The 12,481-nt window shown below is 72.2% G+C and carries 12 protein-coding genes and 1 riboswitch; of the genes, 8 read left to right on the forward strand and 4 right to left on the reverse strand.

The features are described from left to right. Positions 1-51 precede the first annotated feature (51 nt). Positions 52-1,044: an aldo/keto reductase gene (locus tag ABEE00_RS01155; RefSeq protein ID WP_345743248.1), complete on the reverse strand. Its 993-nt coding sequence runs from the start codon at positions 1,042-1,044 to the stop codon at positions 52-54. A gap of 72 nt (positions 1,045-1,116) precedes the next feature. Further along, a complete protein-coding gene (locus ABEE00_RS01160) occupies positions 1,117-1,785 on the reverse strand; it encodes a YdcF family protein (RefSeq protein WP_345743249.1) in 669 nt (222 codons plus the stop codon). Between the two features lie 292 nt (positions 1,786-2,077). Here ABEE00_RS01160 and lpxA point away from each other — a divergent pair, with 292 nt between their 5' ends. The 4 genes from lpxA (at position 2,078) to ABEE00_RS01180 (ending at position 5,961) form a co-directional block, all read left to right on the forward strand. After that, positions 2,078-2,899, forward strand: a complete 822-nt coding sequence (gene lpxA, locus ABEE00_RS01165) for an acyl-ACP--UDP-N-acetylglucosamine O-acyltransferase (protein ID WP_345743250.1) — start codon at positions 2,078-2,080, stop codon at positions 2,897-2,899. Continuing rightward, positions 2,900-4,015: a UDP-3-O-(3-hydroxymyristoyl)glucosamine N-acyltransferase gene (gene lpxD, locus ABEE00_RS01170; RefSeq protein ID WP_345743251.1), complete on the forward strand. Its 1,116-nt coding sequence runs from the start codon at positions 2,900-2,902 to the stop codon at positions 4,013-4,015. Next, entirely contained in the window at positions 4,012-4,809 is a 798-nt protein-coding gene (locus tag ABEE00_RS01175) for a UDP-3-O-acyl-N-acetylglucosamine deacetylase (RefSeq protein ID WP_345743252.1), read from the forward strand. Before lpxD ends, ABEE00_RS01175 begins: the two co-directional genes overlap by 4 nt. 84 nt (positions 4,810-4,893) lie before the next feature. Beyond that, entirely contained in the window at positions 4,894-5,961 is a 1,068-nt protein-coding gene (locus ABEE00_RS01180) for a hypothetical protein (RefSeq protein ID WP_345743253.1), read from the forward strand. A 40-nt stretch (positions 5,962-6,001) separates the two neighbouring features. On the opposite strand, the gene ABEE00_RS01185 is transcribed toward ABEE00_RS01180, so the two are convergent. Further along, positions 6,002-6,763: a TetR/AcrR family transcriptional regulator gene (locus ABEE00_RS01185; RefSeq protein ID WP_345743254.1), complete on the reverse strand. Its 762-nt coding sequence runs from the start codon at positions 6,761-6,763 to the stop codon at positions 6,002-6,004. A gap of 121 nt (positions 6,764-6,884) precedes the next feature. Between ABEE00_RS01185 and ABEE00_RS01190 the strand changes: the two genes are divergently transcribed. Together ABEE00_RS01190 and ABEE00_RS01195 are read left to right on the forward strand one after the other, a co-directional pair. After that, complete coding sequence (locus ABEE00_RS01190; protein WP_345743255.1) at positions 6,885-7,859, forward strand: ATP-binding cassette domain-containing protein; 975 nt, start codon at positions 6,885-6,887, stop codon at positions 7,857-7,859. A 53-nt stretch (positions 7,860-7,912) separates the two neighbouring features. After that, positions 7,913-8,731 (forward strand): ABC transporter permease, encoded by an 819-nt coding sequence (locus tag ABEE00_RS01195; RefSeq protein WP_345743525.1) that lies wholly within the window; start codon positions 7,913-7,915, stop codon positions 8,729-8,731. A 92-nt stretch (positions 8,732-8,823) separates the two neighbouring features. On the opposite strand, the gene serC is transcribed toward ABEE00_RS01195, so the two are convergent. Beyond that, complete coding sequence (serC, locus tag ABEE00_RS01200; RefSeq protein ID WP_345743256.1) at positions 8,824-9,942, reverse strand: phosphoserine transaminase; 1,119 nt, start codon at positions 9,940-9,942, stop codon at positions 8,824-8,826. Positions 9,943-10,048: 106 nt separating this feature from the next. Next, positions 10,049-10,251: riboswitch (cobalamin riboswitch) on the forward strand. Between the two features lie 46 nt (positions 10,252-10,297). Here serC and ABEE00_RS01205 point away from each other — a divergent pair. Both ABEE00_RS01205 and ABEE00_RS01210 read left to right on the forward strand, forming a co-directional pair. After that, entirely contained in the window at positions 10,298-11,353 is a 1,056-nt protein-coding gene (locus ABEE00_RS01205; RefSeq protein ID WP_345743257.1) for an ABC transporter substrate-binding protein, read from the forward strand. 2 nt (positions 11,354-11,355) lie between these two features. Next, positions 11,356-12,465, forward strand: coding sequence for a FecCD family ABC transporter permease (locus tag ABEE00_RS01210; RefSeq protein WP_451918483.1), 1,110 nt, complete (start codon positions 11,356-11,358; stop codon positions 12,463-12,465). Positions 12,466-12,481: the final 16 nt, after the last annotated feature.

A 12,481-nucleotide genomic window follows, 5' to 3' on the forward strand; every position in this document is an offset into this window, starting at 1 on the left:
CGCTGGTTGCGCCGGCTACCGGTTACGCCGCTTTCCGGCTCGGGCGCCGGATCACCAGGCGAACGCCTCAGGGGACGGCCCAGGGCCGGGGAAGATCCCGTCGAGCGAGGAGAGCAGCTCCTCGTCCAGTTCGAGTTCGACCGCGCGCAGCGCCGAGTCGAGCTGCTCCGCCGTACGCGGGCCGACGATCGGCCCCGTGACGCCGGGGCGGGTGAGCAGCCAGGCGAGCGCCGTCTCGCCCGGCTCCAGGCCGTGCTTGTCGAGCAGGTCCTCGTAGCGCTGCACCTGGTCGCGCAGGCGCGAGTTGGCGAGCGCGTCGGCCGAGCGGCCCGATGAGGTGCGCGCACCGCCGCCCTCGCGCTCCTTGCGGATCGCGCCGCCCAGCAGCCCGCCGTGCAGCGGCGACCAGGGGATCACGCCGAGGCCGTACTCGCGCGCGGCGGGGACCACCTCCATCTCGGCGCGGCGCTCCGCGAGGTTGTAGAGGCACTGCTCGCTGACCAGGCCGAGGGAACCGCGGCGCGCGGCGGTCTCGTTGGCCTGCGCGAGGTTCCAGCCCGCGTGGTTGGAGGAGCCGGTGTAGAGCACCTTGCCCTGCTGCACGAGGACGTCGACGGCCTGCCAGATCTCCTCCCACGGGGTCCTGCGGTCCACGTGGTGGAACTGCAGCAGGTCGATGCGGTCGGTGCCCAGGCGGCGCAGGCTGCCCTCGACGGAGCGGCGGATGTTCACCGCGGACAGCAGGTCGTGGTTGGGCCAGGGGTCGCCGGCCGCCATGTTGGCGTACAGCTTGGTGGCCAGGACCGTCTTGTCCCTGCGGTCGCCGCCCTTGGCGAACCAGCTTCCGAGGATCTCCTCGGTGCGGCCCTTGTTCTCGCCCCAGCCGTAGACGTTGGCGGTGTCGAAGAAGTTGATGCCCGCGCCGAGCGCGGCGTCCATGATGGCGTGGCTCCCGGCCTCGTCGGTCTGCGGCCCGAAGTTCATGGTCCCGAGGACGATGCGGCTCACCTTGAGGCCGGTGCGGCCGAGCTGTGTGTACTTCATGGGGCTCAGCCAAGTCCTTGGAGTTCACTCCAAGCAAGGGCCGCGCATCGTGTCCGGGGGCGGACGCCGTGGTCAGCGGCGGATCGCGTACCCCGTGTAGCCCGCTTCGCGGAGCGTCTCGTACGCCGCACGGACCTCCTCGGGGATCTCCATGGGGACGGTGTGGCCCAGCGCGGGGTATTCGATGATCCGCTGGAGCTCGCCGACCAGCACGTCGATGATCAGCTTCGGGTCGCCGCCCGCCTCGGCCGCGTACTCCTCGATCCCGCGCCGCGGCGAGGAGCACACGAACTCCACGCCGGGCCACTGCTTGCGCGCCGTCGCGTACGGGCGCCGCTCCAGCTTCGCGACCAGCAGCACCGAGCGCGGCCCGATGCCGGCGCGCTCCAGCAGGTCGCGGGAGTACGCGATGTTCTCGCCGGTGTTGGTGGCGTGCGGCTCCACCAGCACGGCGTCCTCCGGCACGCCGAGCGAGACGGCGTGCTCGCGGTAGGCGACGGCCTCGCCGCGGGGGAAGCGCGCGGCGGTCAGCGGCGTGTGGGCGCCGGTGAACAGCAGGGTGGGGAAGTGGCCGGCGTGGTAGAGCTCCGCGCAGTGCGCGGCCACCTCCAGGTCGTAGCTGCCGAGTCCGACCGCCACGTCGCAGCGGCGCGGCGCGTGGCCCATCAGATGGAAGTCCCGCACCGTGCGGGCCAGCCGCAGATGCTCACCGGTCACGTGCAGGGTGCCCTCTCGTGTCATCCGGCCCATTCTGAACGAGCCGCGCGCACACCCGCCATGCTTCCCCGAAAGCGTGAATTCGGCGGCCCCACAATCGAATTGGCCTTTGATTCCCGAACCGGTCTCCCCGGTCACGGCCCGCGTGTCCTTCGAAAACAGGAACGTCAGCGGATCGTGGCCGCACGCCGTCGTCGAAAGAGATAACTTGCCTACCCCGCTACGAACCGGGCCCGTGGCGCGTGCAGTTCGAACTGCCGGGCCGTAGACAGGGCGCCACGCACGGCCCGGCATCCGATTCTTTGGAACGGTGGTCATGGTGCTCATTCATCCGGCCGCTTCGGTCTCGCCAGAGGCCGAGCTGGCGGAGTCGGTGCAAGTCGGTCCGTTCGCGGTGGTCGAGCCGGGCGCGCGGGTGGGCGCCGGTGCCGTCATCGAGGCGCACGCCGTGGTGCACGGCGCCGTGGACCTCGGCCCCGGGGTGCGGGTGGGGGTGCACGCGGTGGTGGGCGGCGACCCGCAGGACCTCTCCTTCGACCCCGCGGTGCCGACCCGCGCCGTGGTGGGGGCCCGCACGGTCATCAGGGAGGGCGCCACGGTGCACAGGTCCACCAGGGAGGGCGAGCCGACCCGCGTCGGCGAGGGCTGCCTGCTGATGGGCAACACCCACACCGCGCACGACTGCGTGGTCGGGGACGGCGCGGTCATCTCCCAGGGCACCGCGCTGGGCGGCCATGTGACGGTCGAGGACCAGGCGGTGGTCGGCGGCGCCGTCGCGGTGCACCAGCATGTGCGGATCGGGCGGATGGCGATGGTGGGGGCGCTGTCCAAGGTCACCCAGGACGTGCTGCCGTACACCCTGGTCGACGGCTCGCCCGCGCGGCACTGGCGGGTGAACCTCATCGGGATGCGCCGCCGGGACGTGGCCTCGGCCGAACAGAGCGCGGTGCGCAGGGCGTTCATGGCGATGCAGCGCGGCGAGGACGACATCGAGGCCGAGGCGCGGAACGGGTCGTCGAACGGGGACGGGGGCGGCGCCGCGCTGCGCGCGCTGCTCGACTTCCGCTCGGCGCCCTCCCAGCGCGGCATCGCCGACTTCGGCAGGCGCGAGCGGCTGGCGCGGAAGGCGGATGCCTGAATGCTGTGGACACTGGGTGAGTTGGCGGAGGAATTCGACGGGAAACTCGTCGGCCCTCAGGACCTCGCGGTGCGCCCCGTTCCCGCCGACGCGCAGGACCCCGCCGGAATCGCCTTCTGCGAGAACTCCCGCTATCTGGAGCGGGCCACCGGAGTGGGCGCCGTGCTGCTTCCCGAGAACCTCTCCTGCGCTGAAAAACCGTATGTGCAAGTGGCCGATCCGCGGCGGGTGTTCGCGCGGCTGCTGCGCCGCGTCGAGCGGCCGATTCCGCTGGAATCCGGAATTCATCCGACGGCGGTCGTGCACGAGGCGGCCACGGTGGACCCGAGCGCCTCGGTCGGTCCGTACGCGGTGGTCGAGCGCGGCGCGGTGCTCGGCCAGGGCGTACGCGTGCACGCGTTCTGCTATGTGGGCGAGGACTGCGAGGTGGGCGCGGACAGCGAACTGCACCCGCACGCGGTGCTCTGCCAGGACGTGCGGCTGGGCGAGCGGTGCTCCGTACACCCCGGCGCCGTGCTCGGTACCGAGGGCTTCGGCTTCACCCGGGAGGACGGGAGCTGGCAGCGGGTGCCGCAGGTCGGCGACGTACGCATCGGGGACGACGTGGACATCCGCGCGCTGGCCACGGTGGACAGGGCGCACAGCGGGACGACCCGGGTCGGCGGCGGAGCGAAGATCGGCAACCTGGGGCACGTCGGCCACAACGCGCGGGTCGGCGAGCACGCGCTGATCGTCCCGACGGCGGGGATCGCGGGGAGCTCCGTCCTCGGGGACCGCTCGGTGCTGGCGGCCGGCGCCGGGGTGCTGGACCACGTGACGGTCGCCGAGGACGTCACGGTCGGCGCGCGCAGCCTGGTCACCCGCGACCTGCGGGAGTCGGGCACCTACGCGGGGACGCCCTCGCGGCCCGTGGCGCAGCAGCTCCGCGCGGAGGCCCTGCTGCCGCGGCTCCAGGAACTCTTCGGCCGCGTCAAGGAGTTGGAGCAGGCCGTGGAGAACGCGCGGGAGGGTGCGGAGTGCGCACGGTGCGGCGCGGAGGCCGCGGTGCCGCGGCAGGACTCGGGGGCCGGGGCGCAGGAGCCCGGGGCCGAAGCGAACTCCGGGGGTGCGCGATGAGCTTCCGCCGTACGGTCGCGCGGACCGTGGAGATCGAGGGCGTGGGCCTGCACTCGGGCAAGCCGGTCGAGATGACCGTCGCGCCGGGCTGCGACGGGATCGCCGTGCAGCACGGGCCGTACCGGGTGCCCGCGGTCCCCTCGCAGGTGAGCGGCACCAGGCGGTGCACCGCGCTCGGCCCCGTATCGACCGTCGAGCACCTCATGAGCGCGCTCGCGGGCGCGGGCGTCACGGACGCCGAAGTCACCGTGTCGGCGCCGGAGATCCCCGGTGCCGACGGCAGCGCGGGCGCGTTCGCCGCGGCCCTCGCCGACTGCGGGACCGAGCGGGTGGGCCGCGCCGCCACGCCCCGGCTGAGCCGCACCGTCGAGTTCCGGGACGGCGCCACGTACATCAGGGTCGCGCCCGGCACCGGGCACTGGCGCTGCACGTACGACCTCGGCGAGCGGTGGCCGGGGGCGCAGACGGTGTGCCTGCGGCTGCCGGAGGAGTACGCGAGCGGGGTGGCGCCCGCGCGCACCATCGTGCTGGAGGAGGAGATGGCGGCGGCCCGGCAACTGGAGCTGGGCCGGGGCCTGGACGAGGACGCCGTGGTGGTCATCGGGCAGCACGGCTACCTGCGTCCGGTGCGCTTCCCCGACGAGCCCGCGCGGCACAAGCTGCTGGACCTCGTCGGTGATCTGTATCTCTCCGGGGTCCCCGTGCACGCGCTGGACGTGGAGGCGGTGCGCTGCGGCCACGCGGCGAACGTGCGGGTGGCGGCGCAGATCGCGGAGGCGGCGCGGATCCCCTAGGGGCTCTCCGGGCACGCGCCGGGGACGGCCCGGGCGGCGAGCGGCGGGCATGGGCACACCCCGGGCTGGTGGAAACTGGGGCACATGGCTCTCTTGTCGCGCCCCCGAGGGCGTTTCGCCGGGTGTTCCGCCGTGGTGCTGCTCGCCGTCGCCGGCACCCTGTTCGCGCCCGCCGCCGCGGTCGCGGACGACTCCCCGTCCCGGTTCACGCTCAAGGACCGGCGGATCGACGAGTCCAGCGGCCTCGCCGCGAGCCACGCGCACAAGGGCGTCTACTGGACGCACAACGACTCCGACGACGGCCCGTACATCTACGCCGTGGACGGGAAGACGGGGAAGACCGTCGCGACGGTCACGCTGCGGGGCGTCGATCCCCGCGACGTGGAGGCGATCTCGGTCGGGCCCGACGGCCGGGTGTACGTGGGCGACATCGGCGACAACTTCGGCGGGCGCTGGCCCGAGGTGTGGATCCGCAGCTTCCCCGAGCCGAAGGAGCTGCGCGATGTGACCGTCGACCCGACCACGTACACGGTGAAGTACGCCGACGGGCCGCGGGACGCCGAGTCGCTGATGGTGCATCCGCGCACCGGCCGGGTCTACATCGCGAGCAAGAACAACGAGGGCAAGGGCGGCATCTACGAGGGTCCGGCCCGGCTCTCCTCCAGCGGCGTGAACGTCTTCCGCCGCATCGCGCGCACCGAAGTGTGGGCCACCGACGGCGCGTTCTCGCCCGACGGGACGCGGCTGGTGCTGCGCGGCTACATGAACGGCGAGATGTACGCGTGGAAGGACGGCCGCCCCTCCCCGCTGGGCACGCAGCCCGTACCGACGCTGGGGCAGGGCGAGTCGGTGACCTTCACGCCGGACGGGCGGACGCTGATGTACGGGAGCGAAGGCCGGGGCAGCAGCGTCGACCCCGTGGAGTTGAGCGGGAAGATGCTGCCGGAGAGCGTGCGCGCGAAGTCGTCGGACGAGGGCAGCCCCTCGCCGGACGACAGCAAGCACAGCGGCGACAAGGGCGACGAGAACGGTGCGAAGGACGACGGCGGGAACGGCGGCAACGCGCGCAACCTCGTCCTGGCCGGCGTCGTCTTCGCGGTGGGCCTCGGCGTGTGGACGGGGCTGAAGCGGATCTTCGGGCGGCGGGACTGAGCGGGGCGGGCGGGCGGCTCCAGGGCCCTCAACCGGCCCCTCAGCCCTCCGCCCCGCCCGCCTCCCCGATCATCGCCTCGAAGCCGTCCAGCAGCGGGCGCAGGCCGAAGCGGAGCGTCTCCTCGAGGGACATGGCGAAGGAGTCCTCGTCGAGCGCGGCGAGGAGCGGGTACGAGCCGTCCGCCATCGCCCGCTCCACGTACGGGAGTTGAGCCGACCAGAACTCCTCGTCCGTCACCCCGGACTGCTCCGCCGCCTGGCCCGCCAGCACCTGCGTGCGTGCCACGCCCTGCACGTAGTGGTTGATGGTGCTCAGGATGCCCATCTTCTGGCGTCCACTGAGGCCCAGCCCCTCCAGCGGACCCAGCGCCGCCTCCAGCGCGCGCACCGAGCCGGGGCCGATGAGCGGGCGGGCCTGGTTGACCTGGAGCAGCCACGGGTTGCCGGTGTAGAGCCGCCAGGAGCTGAGCGCGATGAACTCCAGCGCGTCGCGCCAGCCCAGGCCCGCGAGCCGCTCCGCGTCCTCGCCGGGTGAGCTGACGTGGTCGACCATCAGGTCGACGAGCACGCCCTTGTTGGGCACGTAGCGGTAGAGCGACATGGTGCCGACGCCGAGTTCGCCAGCGACCCGGCGCATGGACAGTGCGGGCAGGCCCTCGCCGTTGGCGAGCTCCACCGCCGTGCGGACGATCCGCTCCAGCGAGAGGCCGGGCTTGGGGCCGCGGGCGCCCCTGCTCCCGGCGCCCCAGAGGAGGTCGAGGCTGTGGGCGAGATCGCCGCCCGCGGCGTGTTCCGTGCTCATCGTGGCCTCATCCTAAATCGCTTGCGGGTTTCTGCGTAGGGCGTACGCTGTTTAAAGTGAGTACGGCGTACCCAGTTTTGTGCCGGGGCGGCGCTCCGGCATCGGCGGACAGGGGGGATCGGTGAGTGAGACGCACTCGGTGCTGACCGAGGGACTGCGCAAGACGTACGGGGACAAGCACGCGCTGGACGGGCTCGACCTCGCCGTGCGGCGGGGCACGGTGCACGGACTGCTCGGGCCCAACGGCGCGGGCAAGACCACGGCGGTGAGGATCCTGGCCACACTCGTGCGGCCCGACGGAGGGCGGGCGCTGGTCGGCGGGCGCGATGTGGCGGCCGAGCCGCGGCAGGTGCGCCGGCGCATCGGCCTGACCGGGCAGAACGCGGCGGTCGACGAGATCATCACGGCCCGTCAGAACCTGGAGATGTTCGGCAGGCTCTTCCACCTCGGCGGCGCGCGGGCGAAGCGGCGGGCCGCCGAGCTGCTGGAGCGGTTCGGGCTCACGGAGGCCGCCGACCGGCAGCCGAAGGACTTCAGCGGCGGCATGCGGCGCCGCCTCGACCTGGCGGCGAGCATGATCCTGGCACCCGAGGTGCTGTTCCTGGACGAGCCGACCACCGGGCTCGATCCGCGCGGGCGCAGCGAAGTGTGGGACGCGGTGCGGACGTTGGCGGCCGAGGGCACCACGGTCCTGCTGACCACGCACTATCTGGACGAGGCCGACAAGCTCTCGGACCGGATCTCGGTGATCGACCGCGGACGCCGGATCACCGAGGACACCCCGGCCGGGCTCAAGCGCGCCGTCGGCGGCGACCGGATCGAGGTGGTGGTGAGCGAGCCGTCCGAGATCCCGCAGGCGGTCAAGGCGGTGGCCCGGGTCGCGAGGGACGGCGGCGAGCCGGAGACCGAGGCCGAGACGCTGCGGGTGCACGCGCCGGTGCCGCAGGGCGACGGGGTGGCGGCGCTGGCCGAAGTCGCCCGCGTGCTGCGCGAGTCGGGGACCGGCGTGGACGACATCGGGCTGCGCAGGCCCACGCTGGACGAGGTCTTCCTGACCCTTACGGGGCGCGCGGCGGAGGAGGAGGTCGCGGCATGAGTACGGAAGCGCTGGACACGGAGACGGGCACGGGAACGGGTACGGGTACGGGCATGCCGGACACGGCGCCGGTCTTCGGCGAGCGGCGGCTCCACTGGGCGCTGGCCGACTGCTGGACGGTGGTCCGCCGCGACCTGACCCACCTGGTCAAACAGCCCTCGCTGATCGCCTGGCAGTTGGGTTTCCCGATCGTCTCGGTGCTGCTGTTCGTGTATGTCTTCGGCAGCGCCATGCAGGTCGGCGAGGGCGTGGACTACAAGGACTTCGCGATGCCCGGCATGTTCGCGATGACCATGGCCTTCGGCTTCATGAACACCGCCATGGCCGTCGTGATCGACAAGGAGCGCGGCGTCACCGACCGCTTCAGGTCCCTGCCGATGGCGCCCTCGGCCGTGGTCACCGGGCGCGGGGTCTCCGATGTGCTGCACGCCGCGCTGGACCTGGCGGTGCTGGCGGCCATCGCGCTGGTGGTGGGCTGGCGTTCGGACGGAGGGCTCGCCGGGACGCTGTACGCCTTCGTGCTGCTGCTCCTGCTGCGCTTCGCGCTGATCTGGATCGGCGTGTGGCTGGGCCTGAAGACGCCCAACCAGGAGGCGGCCGGCAACCTCTTCGCCGTGGCCTTCCCGTTCGGGATGATCTCCAGCGTGTTCACCCCGCCGTCCGCGATGCCGGACTGGCTGGGCGCGATCGCCATGTGGAATCCGGTGTCCTCCACCGCCAACGCGGTACGCGAGCTGTACGGCAACCCGCTGCCGCTCGGCGAAAGCTGGATCGAGCAGCACGCGGCGCTGATGGCGGTGGTCTGGCCGCTGGTGATCACGGCGGTGTTCCTGCCGCTGGCGGTGCGGAAGTTCCAGCGGCTGAGCGCGTGAGCACGGCGTGAGCGCGTGAGCGCGTGAGCGGAACGCGCGACGGGCCGGGCGCACCGTGCGCCCGGCCCGTCGTCGTGTGCGGTGCTTCCGCGTTACAGGTGCTCGATCACGTAGTCGACGCAGGCGGTCAGCGCCTCCACGTCGGAGGGCTCGACGGCCGGGAACATCGCCACGCGGAGCTGGTTGCGGCCCAGCTTGCGGTACGGGTCGGTGTCCACGATGCCGTTGGCGCGCAGCACCTTGGCGATCTCGGCGGCGTCGACATCATCGTCGAAGTCGATCGTGCCGACGACCTGCGAACGCTGCGCCGGGTCCGTGACGAACGGGGTGGCCTGCTTGGCCTCCTCGGCCCAGCCGTACAGCGCGCGCGAGGAGGTCGCGGTGCGGCGCACGGCGAAGTCCAGGCCGCCCTGCCCGTTCAGCCACTCCAGCTGGTCGTTCAGCAGGAACAGGGTGGAGAGCGCGGGGGTGTTGTACGTCTGGTTCTTGCGGGAGTTGTCGATCGCCGTCTTCAGGTCGAAGAACGCCGGGATGTGCCGGTCCGAGGCCGCGATGCGCTCGGCCCGCTCGATGGCGGCCGGGGAGAAGGCCGCGATCCACAGTCCGCCGTCGGAGGCGAAGGACTTCTGCGGGGCGAAGTAGTAGACGTCGGTCTGCGCGATGTCCACCGGCAGGCCGCCGGCGCCGGAGGTCGCGTCCACGAGCACCAGCGCGTTCTCGTCCGCGCCCGCGACCCGCTCGATCGGCATCGCGACGCCGGTCGAGGTCTCGTTGTGGGTGAAGGCGTACACGTCGACGCCCTGCTCGGCTGCCGCCTTCGGGTGGGTGCCGGGCTCGGACTTGATCACGGACGGGGCGTCCAGCCAGGGCGCGAGCTCCGCGGCCTTGGCGAACTTCGAGGAGAACTCCCCGAAGGACAGGTGCTGCGACTTGGACTCGATGAGCCCGTGCGTCGCGATGTCCCAGAACGCGGTGGAACCACCGTTTCCGAGCACCACCTCGTACCCCTCGGGGAGCGAGAAGAGCTCCTTCACGCCCTCGCGCACCTTGCCGACCAGGTTCTTGACCGGGGGCTGGCGGTGGGACGTGCCGAGAAGTGAGGTTCCGGTGGCAGCCAGGGCGCTGAGCGCCTCCGTACGCACCTTGGACGGGCCCGAGCCGAATCGACCGTCGGCGGGCTTGATGTCAGCGGGAATCTGGAGATCAGCCACGAGCCGCAGCCTAGTGCGTCATCCCAGCGCAGCGGTATGGGGTCCGTACGGCGAGACGGAGCTCACCGGTCCGCTTGTCCGGCCTGTGGTAGCTTGCGAACGCCAGTTCAGTTACGGAACGGCCCGTTGACCAGCCGCTCCGTACAAGGGAATCCGGTGGAAATCCGGAGCTGACGCGCAGCGGTGTGGGAGCTGGGCGAGCACAGGCCACTGGGGCGGGCGGTCACCGTTGACCGCGTACACCCCGGGAAGGCGCTCCGCCCGTACACGATCCCGAGCCCGAAGACCTGCTGGCCGCACGACGGGTCGCCGGGCTCCGCGCATGAGCCCCTGACGGAAAAGGGACCACCGGATCATGGCGTCACGCCACCGCCGCTCACTGCACGTCTCCGTACTGGCCACGGCCCTGATGTGCCTGCTGGCCTCCTGCGGGGGATCCGGCGCGTCGGGCGGCTCGGACAAGGCGGGCGGCGCGTCCCCCGCCGGATACCCGAAGAAGATCGGCAACTGCGGGCGCGAGGTGACCGTGAAGCGGCCGCCGTCGCAGGCGGTCTCGCTCGACCAGGACTCCACCGAGATCCTTCTCTCGCTCGGCCTCGGCGACCGCATCGCGGGTACGGCGACCTGGACCGACCCGGTGCTGCCCGAACTGGCAGCCGCCAACAGGAAGATCCCGCGGCTCGCGGAGAACAACCCCTCCTTCGAGCGGGTGCTGGACAAGGAGCCGGACTTCGTCTCGGCCACCTTCCAGGCCACGCTGGGCAAGGACGGCGTCGCGGGGCGCGGCGACTTCGAGAAGCTCGGCGTGCCCACGTACGTCTCGCCCTCCGACTGCGAGGACAAGGACACCTCGGGCGGCGGCGACGGCGCGCGCACCAAACCGCTGGAGCTGGGCTCGGTGTACGGCGAGATCCGCGATCTGGCCAAGGTGTTCGGGGTCGAGGAGCGCGGTGAGAAGCTGATCGCGAAGCTGGAGAAGCGGAGGAAGAGGGCGACCGAGGGCGTGGACGCGCGGCACGCGCGCGTCATGTACTGGTTCGCCAACTCCGAATCGCCCTATATGGCCGGTTGCTGCGGAGCGCCCGGCATCATCACCCGCGCCGTCGGCGCGAAGAACGTCTTCGACGACACCAAGCAGGAGTGGCCCCAGATCAACTGGGAGCAGGTCGCCGACCGCGACCCCGACATGATCGTCCTCGGCGACCTGACCCGGAAGCGGGAGACGGCGGAGACGGCGAAGCAGAAGATCAAGAAGCTGGAGTCCAATCCGGTCACCCGGAAGATGACGGCCGTGAAGAAGAAGCGGTACGTGTTCCTGAGCGGCGCCGCGATGAACCCCTCGATCCGGGTGCCGGGCGAGGGCATCGAGAAGGTGGCCGCGGGGCTGCGCAAGTACGGGCTGGACCATTGAGCGTGCGGGCCGCCGAGCGGGACAGCGCGGCCGAGGGTGATCGCGCGGCCGAGGGGGAGGCACCGGTTGCGCCTCGGGGTGCCGCGCGGCTGCGCGCTCCCCTCGGGCTCTGGGCGCTGTGGGGCGGCGGCCTCGTGCTCCTCCTGCTGTCCGTCGCCGTGACCATCACCATCGGGCCCTCCGACATCCGCGTCACCGACGTGTGGGGCGTGGTCGCCGGGCACGCGGGCTGGGACGTGCACACCGGGCTCAGCCCCATCCGCGAGGGCATCGTGTGGGACCTGCGGCTGCCCCGTACCGTGCTCGCCGCCGTCTGCGGGGCCGGACTCGGGGTGTGCGGCGCGGTCATGCAGTCGCTGCTCCGCAACCCGCTGGCCGACCCCTATGTGCTGGGCGTCTCCTCGGGCGCCTCGACCGGCGCGGTGCTGGTGGCGGTGCTCGGGGTCGGGGGCGGCGCGCTGACCCTGCCGGCCGGGGCCTTCCTCGGCGCGCTGGTCTCCTTCGTCCTCGTACTGGCCCTGGCGTACGCGTCCGGCGCGACCAACGAGCGGGTGCTGCTCGCCGGGGTCGCGGGCATGCAGCTCTTCTCCGCGCTGACCTCGTTCATCGTGATGTCCTCGGCGAACGCGGAGCAGACACGCGGCGTCCTCTTCTGGCTGCTCGGCTCGCTCGCCGACGCGCACTGGAGCGATGTGGCGTTCTGCGGGGGCGCGTTGGCGCTGGTCATGGTGGTGTGCCTGGCGTACGCGCACCACCTGGACGCCTTCACCTTCGGGCAGGAGGCGGCCGCCTCGCTCGGCGTCTCGGTGCGGCGGGTGCGGTTCGTGCTGCTCACGGTCACCGCGCTGCTGACCGCGGCGCTGGTCAGCGCGGCCGGGGCGATCGGCTTCGTGGGGCTGGTGCTGCCGCATGCGGCGCGGGCCGTGGTCGGCCCCGGGCACCGTTCGCTGCTGCCGACGACCGCCGTCGCCGGCGCCGTCTTCCTGGTCTGGGTGGACACCGCGGCCCGCACGCTGCTCGACCCGCAGGAGGTGCCGGTCGGCGTGGTGACCTCGCTGATCGGGGTGCCGTGCTTCGCGTTCATCCTCCACCGGAGCAGGAGTGTGCGGTGAGTGCCTCCCGCGGCGA

It is taken from the genome of Streptomyces odontomachicola (assembly GCF_039605595.1).
Classification (GTDB): Bacteria; Actinomycetota; Actinomycetes; order Streptomycetales; family Streptomycetaceae; genus Streptomyces.

What these genes read in the sequence shown, in the direction of transcription:
- ABEE00_RS01155 (WP_345743248.1), bottom strand. Translation starts at nt 1,044, where the DNA reads ATGAAGTACACACAGCTCGGCCGCACCGGCCTCAAGGTGAGCCGCATC.
- ABEE00_RS01160 (WP_345743249.1), bottom strand. Translation starts at nt 1,785, where the DNA reads ATGACACGAGAGGGCACCCTGCACGTGACCGGTGAGCATCTGCGGCTG.
- lpxA (WP_345743250.1), top strand. Translation starts at nt 2,078, where the DNA reads ATGGTGCTCATTCATCCGGCCGCTTCGGTCTCGCCAGAGGCCGAGCTG.
- lpxD (WP_345743251.1), top strand. Translation starts at nt 2,900, where the DNA reads ATGCTGTGGACACTGGGTGAGTTGGCGGAGGAATTCGACGGGAAACTC.
- ABEE00_RS01175 (WP_345743252.1), top strand. Translation starts at nt 4,012, where the DNA reads ATGAGCTTCCGCCGTACGGTCGCGCGGACCGTGGAGATCGAGGGCGTG.
- ABEE00_RS01180 (WP_345743253.1), top strand. Translation starts at nt 4,894, where the DNA reads ATGGCTCTCTTGTCGCGCCCCCGAGGGCGTTTCGCCGGGTGTTCCGCC.
- ABEE00_RS01185 (WP_345743254.1), bottom strand. Translation starts at nt 6,763, where the DNA reads ATGAGCACGGAACACGCCGCGGGCGGCGATCTCGCCCACAGCCTCGAC.
- ABEE00_RS01195 (WP_345743525.1), top strand. Translation starts at nt 7,913, where the DNA reads ATGCCGGACACGGCGCCGGTCTTCGGCGAGCGGCGGCTCCACTGGGCG.
- ABEE00_RS01205 (WP_345743257.1), top strand. Translation starts at nt 10,298, where the DNA reads ATGGCGTCACGCCACCGCCGCTCACTGCACGTCTCCGTACTGGCCACG.